The sequence below is a fragment of the Rhodococcus sp. IEGM 1366 genome (genome assembly GCF_033142425.1).
In the GTDB taxonomy this organism is placed as follows: domain Bacteria; phylum Actinomycetota; class Actinomycetes; order Mycobacteriales; family Mycobacteriaceae; genus Rhodococcus_F; species Rhodococcus_F globerula.
In genome coordinates, this window is record NZ_JAWLRZ010000013.1 from 93,509 (window position 1) to 112,388 (window position 18,880).

Annotated in this window: 15 protein-coding genes; 8 read left to right on the forward strand and 7 right to left on the reverse strand. The window is 59.8% G+C overall.

Going from position 1 to position 18,880, the window contains the following annotated elements; genetic code table 11:
• The first annotated feature begins 202 nt into the window (after nucleotides 1–202).
• From R4P64_RS29795 to R4P64_RS29830, 8 genes are all read left to right on the forward strand, one after another.
• Complete coding sequence (locus R4P64_RS29795; protein ID WP_317823778.1) at nucleotides 203–481, forward strand: EutN/CcmL family microcompartment protein; 279 nt, start codon at nucleotides 203–205, stop codon at nucleotides 479–481.
• A 60-nt stretch (nucleotides 482–541) separates the two neighbouring features.
• The gene (locus R4P64_RS29800; protein ID WP_317823779.1) at nucleotides 542–865 is read left to right on the forward strand and encodes a BMC domain-containing protein; all 324 of its coding nucleotides are present in this window, start codon (nucleotides 542–544) and stop codon (nucleotides 863–865) included.
• 52 nt (nucleotides 866–917) lie between these two features.
• Entirely contained in the window at nucleotides 918–2,294 is a 1,377-nt protein-coding gene (locus tag R4P64_RS29805) for an aldehyde dehydrogenase family protein (RefSeq protein ID WP_317823780.1), read from the forward strand.
• A complete protein-coding gene (eutJ, locus tag R4P64_RS29810) occupies nucleotides 2,294–3,100 on the forward strand; it encodes an ethanolamine utilization protein EutJ (RefSeq protein WP_317823811.1) in 807 nt (268 codons plus the stop codon). Before R4P64_RS29805 ends, eutJ begins: the two co-directional genes overlap by 1 nt.
• Nucleotides 3,097–3,732 (forward strand): hypothetical protein, encoded by a 636-nt coding sequence (locus R4P64_RS29815; RefSeq protein ID WP_317823781.1) that lies wholly within the window; start codon nucleotides 3,097–3,099, stop codon nucleotides 3,730–3,732. Before eutJ ends, R4P64_RS29815 begins: the two co-directional genes overlap by 4 nt.
• The gene (locus tag R4P64_RS29820; protein ID WP_317823782.1) at nucleotides 3,729–5,060 is read left to right on the forward strand and encodes a malate dehydrogenase; all 1,332 of its coding nucleotides are present in this window, start codon (nucleotides 3,729–3,731) and stop codon (nucleotides 5,058–5,060) included. Before R4P64_RS29815 ends, R4P64_RS29820 begins: the two co-directional genes overlap by 4 nt.
• Nucleotides 5,057–6,094: an alcohol dehydrogenase catalytic domain-containing protein gene (locus R4P64_RS29825; protein WP_317823783.1), complete on the forward strand. Its 1,038-nt coding sequence runs from the start codon at nucleotides 5,057–5,059 to the stop codon at nucleotides 6,092–6,094. The genes R4P64_RS29820 and R4P64_RS29825 overlap by 4 nt, the downstream gene beginning before the upstream one ends.
• Before the next feature lie 81 nt (nucleotides 6,095–6,175).
• A complete protein-coding gene (locus R4P64_RS29830; RefSeq protein ID WP_317823784.1) occupies nucleotides 6,176–8,341 on the forward strand; it encodes a helix-turn-helix domain-containing protein in 2,166 nt (721 codons plus the stop codon).
• 79 nt (nucleotides 8,342–8,420) lie between these two features.
• Here the strand turns inward: R4P64_RS29830 and R4P64_RS29835 are convergent, their stop codons facing one another.
• From R4P64_RS29835 to R4P64_RS29865, 7 genes are all read right to left on the reverse strand, one after another.
• Complete coding sequence (locus R4P64_RS29835; RefSeq protein ID WP_317823785.1) at nucleotides 8,421–10,928, reverse strand: pyruvate, phosphate dikinase; 2,508 nt, start codon at nucleotides 10,926–10,928, stop codon at nucleotides 8,421–8,423.
• A gap of 5 nt (nucleotides 10,929–10,933) precedes the next feature.
• Nucleotides 10,934–11,554 (reverse strand): hypothetical protein, encoded by a 621-nt coding sequence (locus tag R4P64_RS29840; RefSeq protein ID WP_317823786.1) that lies wholly within the window; start codon nucleotides 11,552–11,554, stop codon nucleotides 10,934–10,936.
• A gap of 82 nt (nucleotides 11,555–11,636) precedes the next feature.
• On the reverse strand, nucleotides 11,637–13,073 hold the full coding sequence (locus R4P64_RS29845; protein WP_317823787.1) for a hypothetical protein: 1,437 nt from the start codon (nucleotides 13,071–13,073) through the stop codon (nucleotides 11,637–11,639).
• 28 nt (nucleotides 13,074–13,101) lie between these two features.
• Nucleotides 13,102–13,518 (reverse strand): PEP-utilizing enzyme, encoded by a 417-nt coding sequence (locus R4P64_RS29850; protein WP_317823788.1) that lies wholly within the window; start codon nucleotides 13,516–13,518, stop codon nucleotides 13,102–13,104.
• A gap of 76 nt (nucleotides 13,519–13,594) precedes the next feature.
• Nucleotides 13,595–15,211, reverse strand: a complete 1,617-nt coding sequence (locus R4P64_RS29855; RefSeq protein ID WP_317823789.1) for a class I adenylate-forming enzyme family protein — start codon at nucleotides 15,209–15,211, stop codon at nucleotides 13,595–13,597.
• Nucleotides 15,211–16,341, reverse strand: coding sequence for an NAD(P)-dependent alcohol dehydrogenase (locus tag R4P64_RS29860; RefSeq protein WP_317823791.1), 1,131 nt, complete (start codon nucleotides 16,339–16,341; stop codon nucleotides 15,211–15,213). The genes R4P64_RS29855 and R4P64_RS29860 overlap by 1 nt, the downstream gene beginning before the upstream one ends.
• Nucleotides 16,341–17,801 carry an aldehyde dehydrogenase family protein gene (locus R4P64_RS29865; protein ID WP_317823792.1) on the reverse strand — a complete coding sequence of 487 codons (1,461 nt, stop codon included), beginning with the start codon at nucleotides 17,799–17,801 and terminating at the stop codon, nucleotides 16,341–16,343. Before R4P64_RS29865 ends, R4P64_RS29860 begins: the two co-directional genes overlap by 1 nt.
• Nucleotides 17,802–18,880 lie beyond the last annotated feature (1,079 nt).

Below are 18,880 nucleotides of genomic sequence, written 5' to 3' on the forward strand. Positions count from 1 at the left end.
CAGGAGTCGTGCGCCACATCGCATGGAGACAATCCAGCTAGACAGTTCTATCTCTTCAAGATAACGCACGTGTGGGCGGGGTCACCGTAGCGTCCTGAGCAGGGATCCTTTCTCGCACAACAACTGTGACGCGACGAAGCTCCCCGCACGCGGCGCGGATACGCGCATCGTCTGATCGACCTCAAGGAAGGCTGTACCGGACATGAAGCTTGCACGAGTCGTCGGACAAGTCGTCGCCACCGCGAAAGCATCTCAACTCTCTGGTACGACGATCCTGCTTGTCGAAGATTTCGCAGACAGTGCAGCGGGACACTACGCCGCCATAGATCTGATCGGCGCAGGTCAAGACGAGGTAGTACTGGTAGCGACCGGAAGCGGCGCACGAATAGCTGCGGGAGCCGAGACCGTTCCCACCGATGCCGCCATAGTCGCCATCGCCGACACGATCATCACCCACGGCGCGGTCAGCTACTCCAAATAGCAACCGACTTACGACCATCCGCTCGAACCCCACCTAAACGAAGTCCACACGGAGGACACCATGGCAACAACACCTAACAACTTGCCCGCTCGCGGCGCCGGCGCACTTGGACTCATCGAAACGAAAGGACTCGTCGGCGCGATCGAAGCCGCCGACGCCATGGTCAAAGCGGCGAATGTCCAGATCCTGGGTCACCGCGAGATCGGCGGCGGTCTCGTTACCGTGATGGTGCGCGGCGACGTCGGAGCAGTCAAAGCCGCCACCGACGCTGGAGCAGTCGCTGCTGGCAAGGCCGGCGAGGTCGTTTCCGTCCACGTCATCCCGCGCCCCCATGACGAGACCGAGTCGATCCTCGCTACCCTCACCCGTCCAAAGGGAGCGTAACTGCAGTGTTCAGCCTCATAGCCCGCGCTGAAACTTCGGGAGGGAGATCCCAGTGACAACCGCTTTGAATGCCGACCTGGAAGCAATCGCAGATGTACGCGCCCAGGTCGCGGCAACACGGCGCGCATTCGAGGCGATCGACGGCGCCGACCAGGGGTGGCTCGACAACATCGTGCGCGCCATGGCTAAAGCTGGGTATGAAGCGTCAGAAGAATTGGCTCGGATGGCCGTCGACGAGACCGGATACGGCGTCTACGAGAACAAGATCATCAAGAACCGATTCAACACCGGTTACGTCGCCGACTGGATGCTCGAACGGCGAGCTGTAGGTGTTCTGTGGGCCGATCAACAGAATAAGGTCACCGCGATCGGATCCCCCATGGGAGTCATCGCCGCGATCATTCCGGTCACCAATCCCACCGCCACAGTACTTTTCAAAAGCCTCGCTGCTGTCAAGGCAGGCAATGCGATAGTTCACGCGCCTCACCCGCGGGCTGTGAAATGTTCCGCGAAGGCTGCGGAAATCATGGCTGATGCTGCGGTCACTGCCGGTGCACCCGAACATCTGGTCGCATGTCTGACACAGCCGACGCTCGAATCGACCCGCGAGCTTATGCGTCACACAGACGTCCAGTTGGTGTTGGCGACCGGAGGGCCTGCCATGGTCGCTGCCGCATACTCGAGCGGCAAGCCGACAATCGCTGTCGGCGCCGGAAACGTGCCTGCCTATGTCGACCGTACAACCGCTGATCTGGCGGAAGCAGCGACGATGATCGTCACCTCTAAGGCGTTCGACAACGGTACGGCATGCGTTGCCGAGCAGTCTGTCGTGTTGGACGAGAAGATCGCCGATGTCTTCGTCGCAGAATTGACGGCTGCGGGAGCAGCATGGTTGTCGGCCGATCAGCAGAAAGCCTTGGTTGCCACACTCTTCGACGAGCGCGGTGGACTGCGGCCGAACGCTGTGGGACAGTCGGCGACCCGATTGGCAGAGATGTCCGGCTTTGCCGTGCCTGGCTCAACCAAGGTGCTCGCGGCAGCAATGACCGAAGTCGGAGACCACGCACTTCTGTCGCGAGAAATTCTCGGCCCGGTTTTGTCTATTTACCGCGAACCCGATTTTCAGTCCGGCTGGCGTCGGTGCCGAGAAATCCTCGCGCTTGGCGGCGAAGGGCATACCGTCGCCGTGCATGCCACTAATCCTGACGTTATTGCGAAATTCGGTCAATTGCCTGCCGGCCGGATTGTAGTCAACACGCCGGCACTTTTCGGCGGGATGGGCTATTCGACCAATATCGATCCGTCCTTCCAGATCGGTACCGGAACGTGGAGCGGTTCGATCTGCTCCGACAACGTCACCCCGCTCCACCTTGTCAACATCAAACGTGTTGCACATGAGGCGCGGCCATGGCGAGGGGTGTTCTCCTGATGGAGACCACCGATGTCGCTGCGGTCCTCGAGCACGCACATAACTGCATACGGTCGAGTCGCCTAGCGGTGGGGCGTCTGAGGACTGGAGTGGACTTGGGTACCGCCACCTGCGTCATCACAGTCATCGATGACGATGACCAACCTGTCTGGATCGACTTCGACCGCACCGCCGCCGTGCGCGACGGGGTGGTTGTCGATTTCGCTGCAGCAGTGACCGCGGTTCGACAGCTGAAGGCTCGCGCGGAAGAAGAACTAGGCCACGAACTGCTCAGCGGAGCCACGGCATTCCCACCCTGCATCGGTGAAGCGGACAGTCGTGCCTGCCGATTCGTGCTCGAAGGCGCCGGGTTCGAAGACGTCGTCCTTGTCGACGAGGTCACTGCCGCCAACAAGACGCTCGGGATCAAAGACGGTGTCGTGGTGGATGTGGGCGGGGGTTCCACCGGCGTGGGAGTCCTGCGTGACGGTGAGCTCGTCGCGCTGGACGATCGCGCCGGTGGCGGCCATCATCTCGATCTGGTGCTCGCCGGCGCATTGGGTATCGAGCTCGCCGAGGCGGAGAAACGGAAAAGGGCAGGAAATCACGATTACTTGGCCATCTTGCGCCCTGGAATCGAGAGAATCGCGTCCTCCATCCGCGATTTGACGTCCGGCGCGGACGAACTTGATGTGCATCTGGCGGGAGGCGCACTGATGTTGCCCGGTGCGGACGCCGTCATCAGCAAATTTCTGGGCAGAGAAGTGCGTTCCTATCCGCACGCCCTGCTCATCACCCCACTCGGAATCGCGAGGTATGCGTCATGACAGGCACAGCAACACTACGGACCTACGCGTTCATAGACCGAATGCAACCACAGTGCGCGGCTCACATCGCGGCCACCAGTCCCGGAGATCCGCCCCTTGCCGGGATGGCCGAGTTGTTCGTCGAAATGGCGCCGGGCAACGAAGTGTTCAAGGCCGCCGACATTGCGCTGAAGGCGGCCGGAGTGCGTCCGGCACTGCAGATAATCGAGCGAGAATTCGGCCTCCTGGAAATCCATTCGGAGCATCAAGCCGAGGTTCTCGCTGCCGGTGAGGCAATGCTCGAATCGCTCGGGATGAAGGAAAGTGACCGCATCAAACCGGTCATCGCCTCGACGCAGTTCATCACCAATGTGCACGGGTATCAAGCGCAGTTGATCAACAAGTGGCGCAAAGGCACACTGTTGATGCCTGGTTCGAGCCTCTTCATCATGGAAGTCGCACCCGCCGCATATGTCTCGTTGGCGGCCAACGAAGCAGAGAAGGCTGCAGACATCGACGTCATCGAGATTCGTGCTGTCGGCCGCTTCGGCCGAATGTTTCTGGCCGGCAACGAAAGTGAAGTTGCTGTTGCCCGCGACGCCGCGGTGGCGGCTCTGGAGGCCCTCGACGGCCAGGAGGAGGCACGTCGATGACTGTCTTCGGCGTAAGTGACGTCGAATCAGCGGCGTCGAACACGAATAGACTGGTTGTCGCTCCTCGCGACATCGTGACTCCCCTTGCTCGTGAACTTGCTCGCGAGAGAGGTGTCGCCATCGAGGTATCAACGAATTCTGCGGCTTCGCAGTTGAATTCGAATGTTTCGGCATCCAGTCGCGATGCGATGTCACCCTCGGAGCCTGTGAAGCAGTTTCGGACCACCTCGTTTCTGGAACAGAAACCGCCGGCATATCTCGATCCACCCTCACCTGCTCTCTATCGGCGCGGCGGTCCGTTGAATCCTGCTGTTGCACCCGCAGCACTCGGTTCTGGGGCCGAATCTGTGAGTTCGTCGCGACGTTCCCTGCCAGGTTCCGGCCGGGTCGAGAAGGTAGTCGTTGTCGGTGCCGGCCACGTCGGGATGATTACCGCACTCAAACTGGCCGAAGCCGATGCTATCGACGAGGTCGTCCTGGTCGATATCAACGAAGGGTTGGCAGCAGGGGTCGCGCTGGACCTGACGCACGTCACGTCCTTGCTCGGTGTTCGTACGAAGATCACGGGTGTGGGTTCGATCGCAGCTGCAGGCCGCGCCGAGTACGTCGTGATTACCGCTGGGCGTGCCCGCCAGCCCGGAATGACGCGCGGCGATCTGGTCACCGTCAATGCGGAAATCGTCGGCGTCCTCGCGAAAGACGTTGCTCGCACGTCGCCTGACTCCGTCATCTTGGTCGTGACGAACCCGTTGGACGAGATGACGCACCACGTTTGGGCCGAGTCCGGTTTCCCGCCCGGACGTGTCCTCGGCATGGCCGGTGTACTGGACAGTGCAAGATTCGAAGCGCTGGCGGCCTTGTCGGCGGGAGTATCTCCGACAGAAGTGTCCGCTCTCGCTCTCGGCAGTCATGGGGATGAAATGGTCATTCCGCTTTCCCTGGCAAGAATTGGAGCAAAGCCGATCACGCAGCGTCTCGAAGCCTCGATTGTCGACGGTCTCGTCGACCGCGCGCGAAACTCCGGGGCCGAAGTTGTCGGACTTCTCGGTACGGGCAGTGCCTTCTTCGCGCCGGGTGCCTCGGCAGCGAAGATGGTTCTTGCAATGGCGTCGGACTCGTCGGAGACCATCGCTGCCACAGTGCGCGCGGACGGTCAATATGGGATAACCGGAACGTTCGTGGGGCTCCCGGTTCAGCTCGGCCGAAAGGGATTACGGCGCATCGTCGAACTCCCTCTCGCTGAGTCCGAGCATGCCCAGCTGAAGATCGCGGCAGAGAAAATCTCGGCGCGCGTAGCCGATCTCGATCGGACGGTGGTGCGCGCATGAGAGCTGTCGTTTTCGCAGGCGTCAACGATGTTCGAGTCGTTGAGGTGCCGGATCCGGTTCTCGAGGCACCGACCGATGCTCTTGTGCGGGTTCGACGTGCCGCCGTGTGTGGGACGGATCTCCACACGATTGCTCACCCAGACGGTATTTCTGCCGGATCGATACTTGGACATGAGTTCTGCGGTGAGGTGGTCGCCACCGGCTCCGCGGTCAGACGCTTTGTGCCGGGTGTTCGGGTGAGCGGGGCAGATTTCACTGCTTGTGGGCAGTGTTGGTGGTGCCGTGGTGGACATCAATGGGAGTGTGCCGACCGGCAGTTCTTCGGCACGGGAGAGGCATTCGGTCCTCCGTTGGCTGGAGCGCAGGCCGAGCTGGTGCGAGTGCCATTCGCCGACAGCGTCCTCGCGCCGGTCAGTTCGGGTGTCGGGTGGGATGCGGCGCTGTTCACCGGGGACATTCTCGCCACCGGATACGCGGCCGTGCAACAGAGTCGGATTTCACCTGGCGATACCGTTGCAGTGATCGGCGGTGGACCGGTCGGACAGTTCGCAAGCTTGTGCGCGCAGGCTTGTTCGGCTGGGCCTGTCGTTCTGATCGAGCCAGTCGAGGCGCGTCGTGTGTTCGCGCAGGAACACGGAGCGGTAACGGCGACACCGGAGTCGGCGCGCTCGGTGCTCGATGCGCTGACCGATGGCCGCGGTGCCGATGCGGTCATCGAGGCTGTCGGCGGCCCGCGAGGACTCGATACCGGATTGTCCCTGGTTCGCCGCTGCGGGACGCTTGTATCGGTGGGTGTACATCCGCAGCCGACCTATCCGCTCCCGGTCGCGAGGGCTTTCGCTGACGAGCTCACGATCAGTTTTGCAATCGGCAACGCTATGCGAGACCGCGACCGGATCGACGGCTTGGTACGGTCAGGAGCAATAGACCCAACAGTAGTCATCGACTATCGGACCGACCTCGCTGGCGTCCCCGATGCGTACGCCGCGATGGCCGAACGGCGAGTGATGAAGGCTGTAATCGACATTCCGTGACAATCTTTGTTCACAGAGCGCAATCGCTGTTCACAGATTGTCACTCGATGAAACGGGGGGATGACGGGAAGGCCGATAGTGATGACAACAGCACATGATTCTGCCGAGCGACTGCGCGCATTGCTCACTCGAATTCCTGATGATTTACATGATGCGACACGGTCGCTGGTCATAGCGGCAGGATCTGGCTGCCCTCTTAACGTGTTCCGCCGAGACGACCTCGAATGGACCGTTGCCGATGGTGACGTCGCCGAGCTGGATCAACGAGCCTTGACTGCTCTGGAAGTGAATGCCGGCACGCTATTACCCCGAGGGGTCGCTGTCGGCCGCACCGCAGTGGTGTGCGCTCAGCCACCCCCTCCGGAAATATCCTTGGATCTTCTTCGGCAAGCGTGCGTGTGGGTGGAATTGATCGCGAGAGAAGGGGTGGCGGCGGACGAGATCGCCTCACTTGACGACGAGGCAGATGTGATGCGCACCGTCGCCCAGCAGATACTGAGTGCGCGAGATCTCGATCAGGTCTTGTTGGCCATCACCAACCACACACTACGGATGTCCGAATCCGATATCTGTGGTGTCTTTCTGCGTGACGGCGATCTTCTCCACATGCGAAGCTGTACCGGCCACCGAGTCATCGACACCGCACGTCTGACGATGAGGCGAGGGCAGGGTGTAGCGGGGTTGGTGTTCGAAACCGGCCAGGTCGCCAAGGTAGATAGCTACCTCCAGGATTCGACTATCAGTACCGACTTCATGTCCTTAGCTGTTCAAGAAGCCACACGGTCGGCTCTTGCAGTTCCTCTCACCGTGCATGGCGAACTCATCGGTGTCCTCGAGGTATGGAGACGTCGATATTCCTCGTTCACAGATCGAGATGTTCGCCGGCTCATCTCGCTCGCCGACCTCGCGACAATCGCCATCGAAAATGGTCGACTCTACGATTCTCAGCGGGCGATGGTCAGAGAACTCGATACCGCAAAGATATCGCTCGAGCGACAATTTGCGCTCCTGAGCAGAAGCTCGGAACTGCAACAGAGCCTGCTCGATATCGTGTTGAGCAACAATGCGATCGAAGGTTCCGTCGCTCGCACTTTGGGCACCGAACTCGGTTGCGATGTCGTGATCGCCTCAGCCTCGGGCGATGTCGACGCTCTTTATCCGCGTGCGCTCGATGCCGCAGCGATACTTACAGCGGCTACCGGTGAAAGCGGAAATCTACCGCAACGCGCGCATCGGGTGGATATCGCACCCGGAACCTCGATCTGGGCGCATCCGATTGCGGCGGGAGACGCCCAGTACGGTGCCGTGTTCCTACGCGGCGACAACACCTCGGCCGATCTCATGAGCATCGCGTGCAGTCAGGGGGCGATGGTGTGCTCGCTGGCGCAACTGCAGGCACGCGCTGCAAGTGCCGCACGAGCCGAGGCTCTCGATCAACTGCTATGGGACCTGCTCGACGGAACTCCCGAACAGCGATCCGCTGCACGTACCCGCACGCACCAGATGGGGGTAAGGCTCAAAGGCGCACACCGCGTGGCCTACGGGGTCATCGACAATGCCGAGGCTCTCGCAGACCGCGAGGGCTGGAGTACGTCGTCGTTGGACCAAGCGCGGCGCAGCATTTTGGACAGGATCCGGACATGCTCGTCCCCAGCATTACCCACCTTGTCCGCGATCCGCGGCAACTGGATCGTGGTTTTGGTGCCGATCAAGGATCGCGAACGCGCCCGCTTCCAACTGGACAAGTACCGCGCGCTCGTCACGGACGTGCATGCAGACTTCTCGGTGTCATGGGGAATGAGCGCCGTCCGTGATGATCCGAGCGGTTACCCTACTGCCTTCGACGAAGCACGAACCGCGCATGCAGCCGCGCGGCGTCTTGGCACCGTGTCCTTGTACGACGAACTCGGCATCGTGCGCCTACTTCTCGGCAGTGGCGACAGTCCTGATCTCGCAGCTTTCATCGACGAGATCACCCAACCTCTGACCGAGTACGACCAAAAACACGAGGGCGCTCTTCTCCAGACGCTGCGAGCCTTCTTCGATGCGAATTGCTCGCAGAAAGCTGCTGCCGAGAGACTCTATGTCCACCCGAAAACTCTCTCGTACAGGCTGGAGCTGATCCGTAAGCTGACCGATCTCGATCTGTCCCTGCACGCTGACCGTATGCGGGCTGATCTGGCGTTGCGGCTACTCGATGTTGCAGATGCTGTTCGCGTGCCTACCCTCGGACGTCTCAGCGACTGACTCGTCGTCTGGTGCATGGGCAAAGCCGGATGACGATTGTTGGCGAGGATCTTCGATCCTCGCCAACAATCGTCACTTGTCACGCTCGGGCGTTGGATGCTCGCCCCAGAGCAAGCGTTGCGGTGCGCACTTCGTCTGCGTCGACGGCAAGCCGCGTGAATCCGCTATCGATTATCTTGTTCACCAGCTCGGCCGTGAACGGGCCAGTCAGCCGAATGCCGATTCGAGCACCGTCGTCCGCGCTGGCAGCTGCGGCGTCGAGCGAAAGTTCGACCCGCCCGTCGAGATCGCTGCGAGGGTCCACATCCAGGAGTCCTCGTCGAACGTACGAATCCAGCGGCTCCGCAGTATGCAGATGGCGGGTCGGGATCCCCAGCACTGTGGCCTGCAGTTCTCTCAATTCGATCCAGAGTGCGTGGGTGGAGCGAGCGAGTACGGGAATCTGTGTGGCTCCGAGTACCGTCGCGATGTAGGCGCCCATCTCGACCGGGGCGTTGGCGGCAGCGCGGGCGGATTCAAGCGCCTCCACTTCGGCGACCTCGTTGATCTTGCGGACGGTGAAATGAACAGCCGGTGGACGATCGACCTTCTCGAGAGCCTTCGCGATGCCGCGAATCTGGGCTTCGAGCAACTCGACGGAGCCGAGCGGAAGTGCCAGTTCGGGGTGCGCGATGAACAGCTCGTATGATCGCAGCAGTTCACTTGATTCGTCAGCGTCGAAATCGATTGCACGGACGCCGAATTCGACCTCGCCAGCGGCAGCGAAGATCTTCGAGAATTCCTCGGCGACCGCCCGTTCGAGCAGAGAGGCTGCACTTCGTGCATCGTGCTGATAGATCGTGTTCAAGATCGAATCGAGGTGACCGGAAGCGGCGAGAACGGAGTCGATTCCCGCAACGAAGCCGATCGCGCCGGCGGCAGCTGTGCGCGTCACCTGATCCACGGTGGTCACCCTGGCGAACAGTTCTACCGTCGAGCGCGAGCGCGCGATGGTCAACAGCTCGGCCAAGTTGTGGTCCTCCGCTGCTGGTTCGCTGAGTTCTACTGCACCGGAGAGGATTTCACCACTCGTTCCGTCGAGCGAGATGACGTCACCAGCGTTCAGTGTCACCCCTGCTGCGGTCAGCGTTCCCGCCGCGGGGTCGATGTCGAGCGAGCCTGCACCGACAACGCACGTTGTTCCCAGTGCGCGCGCAACCACCGCCGCATGGCTCGTCGATCCTCCTGTTGCGGTGAGAATTCCAGCGGACGCGATCATGCCGTGTAGGTCGGTGGGGCTGGTGACCGGGCGAGCGAGAATGGCCGTGCGCCCGTTCTTGGCGGCTTCTTGGGCCGCTTCGGACGTGAAGTAGAGTTCGCCGACTACGTGTCCGGGCGCGGCGCCGACGCCTTTGCCGAGTACGCGTCCATTTTGACGGGCTTGCTCGTAGGCAACGGGATCGAATCCGGGGCGCTGAACCTGTCGGATCTGATCGAGTGAGACCGCGTCCAGTGCCACTTCCGGCGTGATCACAGCTTCCTGTAGCAGATTGGCTGCGATTCGGATTGCGGCCTGGGCTGTACGCTTGGCGTTTCGAACCTGGAGCATGTAGAGCACGCCGCGTTCAACGGTGAACTCGATGTCGAGAACGTCTCCGCGAGTGCGCTCGAGCTCCGCGCAGGTCGACTCGAGCTCCGCGAACACCTCCGGGAGTTGGTCGCTGAGAGATGACACAGGGTCCGGGGTTCGAGTGCCTGCGACCACGTCCTCGCCCTGGCTGGCTGCAAGGTATTCGCCGAACAAGCCAGGCTCACCGGTGACCGGATTGCGAGTGAACACCACTCCGGATCCCGAGCTCTCGTCCAGGTTTCCGAAGACCATCGTTTGCACTACGACCGCGGTGCCGATGCTGTCCGGAATTTTGTGCAATTCGCGATACTTGATGGCGCGCTTGGTGTTCCACGAACGGAACACCGCCTCTACAGCACCCAGGAGTTGCTGTATGGGTTCACTGGGCACTTGCTCGCCCAACTCGTCCTGCAGGAGAGTCTGGCAATGAGACCACACAGTGTCGTACACCTCACCCGCCGACGCCGAGTCGTCCAGTTCACCGAGTAGCGAATCGAGGTCGTCGCGGTCCGGGGTTTCCAGGGCGCCTAACACAGTCTCGGAGTACATATTGTGGAAGCGGAACAGGACATCTGCCATAAAGTGAAAGTCGCCTGTGGACTCGGCGAGTGCGATCGCAGCGTCACGGTTGAGCCCCAAGTTGAGGATGGTGTCCATCATCCCCGGCATCGAGATCGGTGCGCCAGAGCGTACCGAAAGCAACAGTGGATGTGGTCCGCCCCCAAAACTCTTCTGTGTCAGTGCTTCGAGATCGGCCAACCGGCCTGCAATGTCGATCTGAAGGTCATCCTCGAGTTCGCCGCTCGAGAGGTACTTGTGACAGGCCGAGGTCGAAACGATGTATCCAGGCGGCACGTTGAGGCCGCTCTGGGTCATTCCGACCAGCCCGTAGCCTTTACCGCCCAACAATTCTCGGTCGACGGGCCCGGCTTCGTTGAAGGACCTGGTCAAACTGGACGTGGTGATTGCTGCACTCATCTCGCTCATTCCTTGCGCGCGCGGCCGAGCGTGCGCAGCAAGTCCTCGTGGAACTCGAACCACACGTTGTGGACGGAATCCTTGGTGGGGTCGGACACGAAGGAAATATCTCCTTCGTCGACCTTGTCCACCGAACGGTCGAATCTGGTCACGTAGTGAGCGAACCGCGGGTCCTTCTCGGCGAGTGCTTGCAGCAAGCCTTCCAGCCGTGCCACCAACTTTTCGATCGTGACGATTACCTTCGCGTCGTAGTCTGCGTCGGTGTGATCGTTAGCGAGTTTGCGGCCACCGACTTCGATCTGCTGCCACGATGCCATCGTCTTGAGGAAGCGAGAATTCACATCCTCGAACTTGTCGGCCACGGTCAGCACGTTGGGGTCGACGCGCAGATCGGAGTAGATCTGTGATGCCGAGTCGATCAGTACCTGCGCGGAACTGTCGGTGGGCATCGCGGTGTCGCCCACCAATGCGATGAGGTTCCGCTCTTGTAGATCGGCGAACGAACCGGAGACGCCGTCGATCTGTTGGCCTGTCGAATCGGCGACCGCAGACGCGGATGCCATCTTTTTCAGAGCAACGGCGTTGAGCACGTCGTAGAGGTCTTTGTTCAAGAATGTCTGAGTCATGTTCGTCTTTCGATAGTGAAACCAGGTGAAGGACATAAGGGTCGGGCCTGTGTCCTTCACCTGGTGACGGGGCGATCGAATATCAGAGCCAGCGGCCCTTCGACTTGCGCAGATCGGCTCCCTCACCGAACGGTAGGTAGCCCTTGCCCGAGAAGATCTTGTGTGGGACTACTTCCTGGGCGAATCCGCGTTTGCCGATGTCGTAGTAGTAGTTCGACACGCGCTGGTCGATCTCCCAGAGCTGGTACTCGTTGCATGCCTTGTCGTATGTTCCCGACTTTCGTAGGTACGGAAGAATCATGTCGACGTAGTAGACGTACTGGCCGGCCCAGATCAGGTCGCGGCGGCACATCCGTGAGACCTTGCGGTACATCTTGAAGGTGGCATCCTGCACCTTGGGCAGCTCGGCATCGAGTTCGTCGATCGGGATGTTGCGCACCTCGGACATCGGCGTGTCCCACTTCTCACGCGCGAAGACTGCGCCGCCCACGATGCCGGGGATGTAGTTCTTCGGGCGAGTGAACGTGGTGGAGATGTCGTTGACACGAATCTCTTGCAATCCCAGGGCTTTCGGATCGATCTCGATGGCCATGGTGTACGCGTGCGGGAGTCCGGCGTCATCGCACACATCACTCCAGTGGAAGATCGGCTCGTTGACGAACAGATCTCGCAGAATCAACACGTTGCCGTTCGGCAGTTCGTACGGACCCGTGTCGCCGAGTCCGAGCCGGCAGTCCATGTGGTCGAGGAAGGACAGAAGTTCCGCTGCAGCGTTGAACCTTGTGAACTTGCTCTGTTTCGGGCTGTCCGGCTCCAACTCTTCGAGCTGGCTGATGATCGTCTGCAGGAAGTCGTCCTCGTGAATCTGGCAACGGTAGCGATCCTGCGAATTGAGGATGTATCCGTCCTGACGTTTGCCGAACTCGATGCGCTGCATGAATTTGAGCATCGTGTTGCTCTCTTCGATGTAATCGTCCGGCCCGATTGCCTCGAGCGCGAGCAACCCACATCGGCCCATTCCGAATCCCACTGCTCCGAGGGACCAGTCGTGCACCGAGTTGATCTTGGTGCCAATTTCCCGACGAGCGGTGGCTCCTATGTCGAGGATTCCCTGTGCCCCGACCTCGTCGGTCATCATGGTCATGATCTCGGGCCAGCGGTAGAACTCGTGCATGAACGCGAGGATCTCGTATTCTTGGCGAGGGATCATTCCGGAAACGCCCTCGGTTGCGCGCATCACCAGGGTGTCCCAGATGTTCCAGGCCAGGTAGTTGTTCAGGTCGTTGAGCTCGTCGAGCGTGAATTGGTCTTCGAGGACGTCTTCTTTCGAGACCTTTTCGAGGACTTTGCTCTTGGCGCGCTGCTTCTGGACCTTGTCTCCGAGAATGCCGTCACGCAGCGGCTCCTGACCGACGAAGTTTCCTTCGAAAGTCAGCTCCTGGAAGCGGAGTCCGTCGTCGGCTGGCTCGTAACGCTTCTTGTAGGACACGATCAACTCTGGTGTGGATTCGATAGTCATGTGTGCGTCTGCCTCTCGGGTCGTCGGATCAGTCGACAATGCTGATGCGGCCGACCTCGGAGTCGTCGCAGTGAAGTTGGACAGTCTTGCCTACCAGGCTCTGCGCGATTTCCTCGAAGTGAGCGTCGTCGGTGTTTCCTACTTCGTAGCGCGAATCGCTGCCGGTCAGGTGGGCAGTCATCACGCAGGGGATCTGGAATTCACGGGAGAGAATTCCGAGATGAGATTCGGGGGCGCCGGACATGGTGATGACACCGCTGGCACCCATGCTGAGGGCGGGAGTGAGGAAGGTGGTGGTACCGCCACGGACGAGCAGGATGTAGTCAGCGAGCTTGCCGGACTGAACTACCTCGATGACATCTTGAGGTGACCCGAGGTACTTGACCTCGCCGGTGGGGGTCTTCTTGGTCTCGAAGGCGTTGAAACCTTCCGCAACGACCTGCATGGGTGCTCCTGTTCCGAGTATTCGAGCTGACTTCTCAGCAGCCCGTACTTTCAATTGTTGCCGCAATCACACTCCATCATTCGATGTGATCTGCGCTTCCATCGTGTGGATAGTTATTCGGGCCTTCTTTATCCCTGCAGGACAGCGGAGGGATGGCTGCTCCAGGGTGAATCTCACTGAGCTTTCGGCGCATCAATTTGCCGGAGGACGTTGTCGGCAGAGACTGCACCACGATGACTTCACGTGGGCGTTTGTACGCCGCCAGACGTCCCTTGCAATACGCGAGGACAGCATCAGGGTCCAGGTCTACGTGCTCGACTGCGACCACGTAGGCAACGGCAATCTCACCCTTCACTTCGTCAGGGAGGCCGCCGACAGCGACCATCGCCACGTCCGGGTGAGATCCGACCACTCGCTCAATCTCGGCGGGATAGACGTTGTAGCCGCCGGTGATGATCATGTCTTTGAGTCTGTCCACGATGAAGACGTGCCCGGTGCGGTCCCGATACGCGACGTCACCCGTGCGGAGCCAGCCGTCGGACGACAACACTTCCGCTGTCGAATCCGGCCGACCGTGATAGCCAAGCATTACCAGCGGTCCTCGCACCGTCAGCTCACCGTGCTCATCGGGGTGAACTTCTGTTCCATCGTCGAGAGAAACGATACGCAAATCCATGCCGGGGAGCGCGACCCCGATGGATCCATTGACCTGAGGCAAATAGAGAGCATGGGTAGTGCCGAGACCCGATATTTCAGTCATCCCCCACAGTTCCAGAAGCGGCACCGGTGTGCGGGTGTTCCACCGACGAATCAAGTCGGGTGTGAAGGTCTGGCCTCCGATGGTGCATTTCTCCAGCGACGACAGATCCGTAGCGACGAACGCCTCCGATGCGACCATCATCGAGTACATCGCTGGAACGCCTTCGAACATCGTTGCTCGTTCACTTTCGAGCAGACTCAACGCACCGGCTGCGTCGAAGCGTTCCATCAATACGACGGTTCCGCCTGAGAGGAACGTGGAGTTGATAGCAACATTTCCATACACGTGGGGGGCTGGAAGTGCTGTCACTGTCACATCATTCGCGGTCCGACCGTGCATGGCCGCGGTAAGCGCACAGTTGAGCAGAATGGATTGATGTGACTGCATCGCTCCCTTCGGATGCCCTGTAGTGCCAGAGGTATAACCGATGCTGCACAAAGCTGTGGGGTCCGCAGATTGCTGATCGAACTGTCGTCCAGCACCGATCGCGAGCAGATCCGCGAACGGGACGGACTGTGGTCCGCCGTCACCAAAACTGAAGATCAACTTCAACCCCGTCAGCTGGTCGGCGACAGAATCTACGACCTCCATCTGCGCCCCGCCGGCAAAAACAGCCTTGGCCTTGCAGTCGTCGAGCACATAGACGAGTTCGGTACCGGTCAACATGACGTTGACGGGGTTGACGACAGCGCCTGCTTTCAGGATGCCGTGGTACGCAACGATCCATTCCCAGCAGTTCTGCGAGTACACCGAGCACACGTCACCCGCACGGATGCCGCGCTCTTGCAAACCGGCAGCGACTGCGTTCGACCGCTCGTCCAATTCTCGGTAACTTAGCCGAGTGTTCGCGACCACCAAGGCCGTCTTGTCCGGCGCCCTAGACGCAGCAAACGGGAGAATCTCAGCAGGACCGAACGTGGGGCGGGCGAGCACTACACACCGTCCATCGTAAGTACGGCTTTGATGACCGACCCGTTGTGAACCGCCTCGAGTGCGGCGTTGACCTCTTCGAACGGAAAGGTTTCGATCAGCCGGTCGAAGGGAAACATTCCGGCCCGGTAGAGCGAGATCATCCGGGTGATGAACTCGGTCGGCACTGCGTCGCCCTCGATGACTCCCACCAGACTGCGGCCGAAGAGTAAGTGGCCCTGATCAATTGTCACGTTGTTCGGCACACCCTGAAAACCTACCGACGCGCACACACCAGGAGACTGCAGACACTCGATTGCTGCGTTGACCACTGCCGGAAGTCCTATGCACTCCACTGAATAGCGTGCACCGTATCCATCTGTCAGACGGCGGATTTCGTCAACCGGATCTGTCGCACTGGAGTCGATGATGTGAGTTGCACCGAGTTCGCGTGCCGCCTCCAACCTGCCGCGATCGATATCGACGGCAATGATTGTCGTGCACTCCGCCACCACAGCACCGAGGATTGCGGCCATTCCGACCGAGCCGGCGCCGAAAATCGCGATCGACGAATCGGGTTCGGGATTGAGTGTGTTCAGTACTGCTCCCGCTCCCGTCTGGATTCCGCACCCCAGAGGTCCGAGCAACTCCAGAGGCAAGTCCTTGTCGACTTTGACGCAATTCCACTCGGTAGTCACCACGGTGCGCGACCACGAGGATTGACCGAAAAAGTGACCCCTCACAGGGTCTCCCTTTTTCGTCGTCAGAGGGGTGGACCCGTCGCCGCGCAACCCGGTGAGGTTTGAGGCGACAAAAGTCCGACAGTGCCCCGGGATGCCGGCCACACAGTTGTCGCAGGTGCCACAGTGGTTGAACGAGAGTACGACGTGATCTCCCGGGCTGAGTGTGGTGACATCAGCCCCGATCTGCCGAACGACACCGGATCCTTCGTGACCGAGAACGATCGGGCCTGCGTCGTCGGACGCCATCACGCCGAGATCCGTATGGCAGATGCCAGACCCCACGATGTCCACAAGAACTTCGTCCGGCCTCGGCAATGCGATATCGAGAGTCTCGAGCGAGAGTGCCCGTTCGCCGGAACGGTGCACGGCGGCAAGGGTCTTCACCGGTTCGCTTTCACGAGTGTCAGACATCACGCCACCGAACCCGGAACCTTGTTGAGCGTGATCGTCTGATGGTTGGTGTATTCAGCCAATCCGTGAAGCGAATTCTCGGCGCCGATCCCCGATTGCTTGTGCCCACCGAACACCTGATGTGGTGAGTACTGGTGCACTTCGTTGAGCCACACAGTGCCGGCCTCGAGTTGTCGCCCGATACGTTCGACGCTGGCGAGATCATCACCCCACACAGTCGCGCCCAAACCCCACACCGTGTCGTTAGCCCGTCGAACGACGTCGTCCTCGTCGCTCCACAGCAGAAGCGGGAGAATCGGCCCGAACGGCTCTTCCACCACCAGGCGGGAGTCTTCCGGCGGATTGTCGACGATGGTGACGGGTACGAACCATCCCTGAGCGCTGTCGTCGATCTGCCCACCGAGCGCGAATGTGTATCCGTTCTTCGCGCAATCGTCGAAGTACTCTTTGACCTTCGCAAGCTGAGGAGCGTTCTGGATAGGTCCTAGCTGGGTCTCATCGTTCGCCCCGTCTCCCACGACCACGGTCTTGGCGTACGCGACCAACTCATCACGCACTGCGTCGTACACCGAATCATGAATATAGATCCGCTTCGCGGCATTGCAGAACTGGGCATTATTCTGAAACGCAGCCCAAAATATCTGTGGCGCAACCTTGGCCGGGTCCACATCACCCATCACGATCGCTGGGTCGTTGCCGCCAAGCTCCAACGTGACACGCTTGAGTGTCTCCGCTGCCGAGCGCATGACATGTTTTCCGGTCTCAGTACTACCTGTGAAAGCGATCTTCGCGATATCCGGATGCGAAGTAATCCACTTGCCCAGTTCGTCGTCACCACTGACAGCGCTCAGAACGCCGGGTGGAAGCAGATCTTGGACCATCTCAACCAGCGCCAAATCGCACAAAGGCGTGAACGGCGACGGCTTGACTATCATCGTGTCACCCGCAACCAATGCCGGAGCAATCTTCCACACCGCCAAGAGAATTGGGAAATTCCACGGCACAATCGCACCAACAACTCCGAGCGGAGTATGCCTGCTGATCACCCGCCGTTCCGAGGTGTCCTCGAGCACTTCCTCCGGAAGTGACTGGTTCGCGATTTCGCGGAACCATGCAATCGAGCCGTACACCTCCCACTCGGCCATTGCTCTCGGCTTACCCTGCTCCATTGTCAACAGCTCCATAAACTCTTCAGCGCGAGCCTCGAGTCGATCACCAATCGCAGAAACAGCAGCTTGCCTTTCAGCAATTGGTCGCCTGGACCAATCCTCGAACGCGTGAGTAGCCGACTCGACCGCCCTGTCCAGAACTTCGCGGGTGGCGACCGGAACGTGAGCAACGACCACGCCTGTGGCGGGGTTGTATACGGGTGCAACAGAAACGCTGCTAACCGACTGCCCATCGATTGTCATGACAAAGGAATGGTCCAATAGACTTTTCGTCTCGACGATGTTGTTCATGGGGAATTCTCCTCGAATAATTCGCTGCGTGATCAAGCACCCACTACTGCGTCATTGGTGGCGACGGCGGTGTGTAGCGAAGCCGTCTCCATGTCTAGTGCGAGAGGGTGAGATGCGTTTCATCTCCGAGGGAGCATCACGCCCCTCAATATTGTCCCCGAAAGAGTAGTACCGAGGAGTGATCTGCAACACGATAGAGAACTGATCGACACGCGAGCAGGAAGCGCTCGGATCAAACCAACCATATGCCCCCACTGCGTAGGGATCCCTCTCGTTATGGCCACACACCAAACAGATTCCACAGATCCTCACACGCTCGAAAAAACTTCACCCGCAGCGATATTCGATAATTGGGCAAACGCGCGTTGCCCATCGACTCTTACTCAACAAGAGGTCGACGACGACTATCTCGTCAGATTTTTCACTCGATGGGCAGCCTTCGGTGGTGGTGACGAAGTCGAAATCATGACTCGATTCGGGATCGACAAGGACTGCTACCTCTCCAGACTCCGATCCCTGGCACTGAGCACCAGGGTGACGCGCTTTCCCGTCCAAATTCAAAACCTGTTATTGGGTCTTGCACTATTGCCCACCACAGTGACCTAGCCGCATTCGACACTCTCGCTCGGATGCCATGTTGACCGACTGCCCGTTGGATTCCTGTTTGTCGACTGGAGTGCTGAGAATGCAATCCCGGATCACCGTGCCTCAGCAGGACTGCGTCGCCGTCCCTGTGAGCTGGGCACGGTTGAGCAGAATCTGGCAATTGTCCAGTTGATCCCTGAAGTGTCATCTGGTCGTCACCTTTGATCACTGTGTGTAGGTACCGTCTGACAGTGCCAGCTGAAGGCGCGTAATGCGTGGGCAGAAATACCTATGTAGGACCTGCCTTTCTCGGCCCTCAGATGACAAAAGTTCCCCAATCGTGCAGTGAGATTGGGGGGTTCGTGACTACTGGTACGTAGGTAGCGGAAAGATGTCGGGCGCATTACGTTCATCTTCGCGTCGTCGATGACGTCGACGACGCGTGGCCCCGCCGAGTAGGATTCCCCCCGGTCGGTGGGCTTGCTTCACTTTCA

Bases quoted from the DNA above. Each gene is read 5' to 3' on its own strand.
- R4P64_RS29860 (WP_317823791.1), bottom strand. From the start codon at position 16,341: ATGTCTGACACTCGTGAAAGCGAACCGGTGAAGACCCTTGCCGCCGTG.
- R4P64_RS29845 (WP_317823787.1), bottom strand. From the start codon at position 13,073: ATGACTATCGAATCCACACCAGAGTTGATCGTGTCCTACAAGAAGCGT.
- R4P64_RS29820 (WP_317823782.1), top strand. From the start codon at position 3,729: ATGACTGTCTTCGGCGTAAGTGACGTCGAATCAGCGGCGTCGAACACG.
- R4P64_RS29800 (WP_317823779.1), top strand. From the start codon at position 542: ATGGCAACAACACCTAACAACTTGCCCGCTCGCGGCGCCGGCGCACTT.
- R4P64_RS29850 (WP_317823788.1), bottom strand. From the start codon at position 13,518: ATGCAGGTCGTTGCGGAAGGTTTCAACGCCTTCGAGACCAAGAAGACC.
- eutJ (WP_317823811.1), top strand. From the start codon at position 2,294: ATGGAGACCACCGATGTCGCTGCGGTCCTCGAGCACGCACATAACTGC.
- R4P64_RS29835 (WP_317823785.1), bottom strand. From the start codon at position 10,928: ATGAGTGCAGCAATCACCACGTCCAGTTTGACCAGGTCCTTCAACGAA.
- R4P64_RS29815 (WP_317823781.1), top strand. From the start codon at position 3,097: ATGACAGGCACAGCAACACTACGGACCTACGCGTTCATAGACCGAATG.
- R4P64_RS29825 (WP_317823783.1), top strand. From the start codon at position 5,057: ATGAGAGCTGTCGTTTTCGCAGGCGTCAACGATGTTCGAGTCGTTGAG.
- R4P64_RS29840 (WP_317823786.1), bottom strand. From the start codon at position 11,554: ATGACTCAGACATTCTTGAACAAAGACCTCTACGACGTGCTCAACGCC.
- R4P64_RS29795 (WP_317823778.1), top strand. From the start codon at position 203: ATGAAGCTTGCACGAGTCGTCGGACAAGTCGTCGCCACCGCGAAAGCA.
- R4P64_RS29865 (WP_317823792.1), bottom strand. From the start codon at position 17,801: ATGAACAACATCGTCGAGACGAAAAGTCTATTGGACCATTCCTTTGTC.
- R4P64_RS29830 (WP_317823784.1), top strand. From the start codon at position 6,176: ATGACAACAGCACATGATTCTGCCGAGCGACTGCGCGCATTGCTCACT.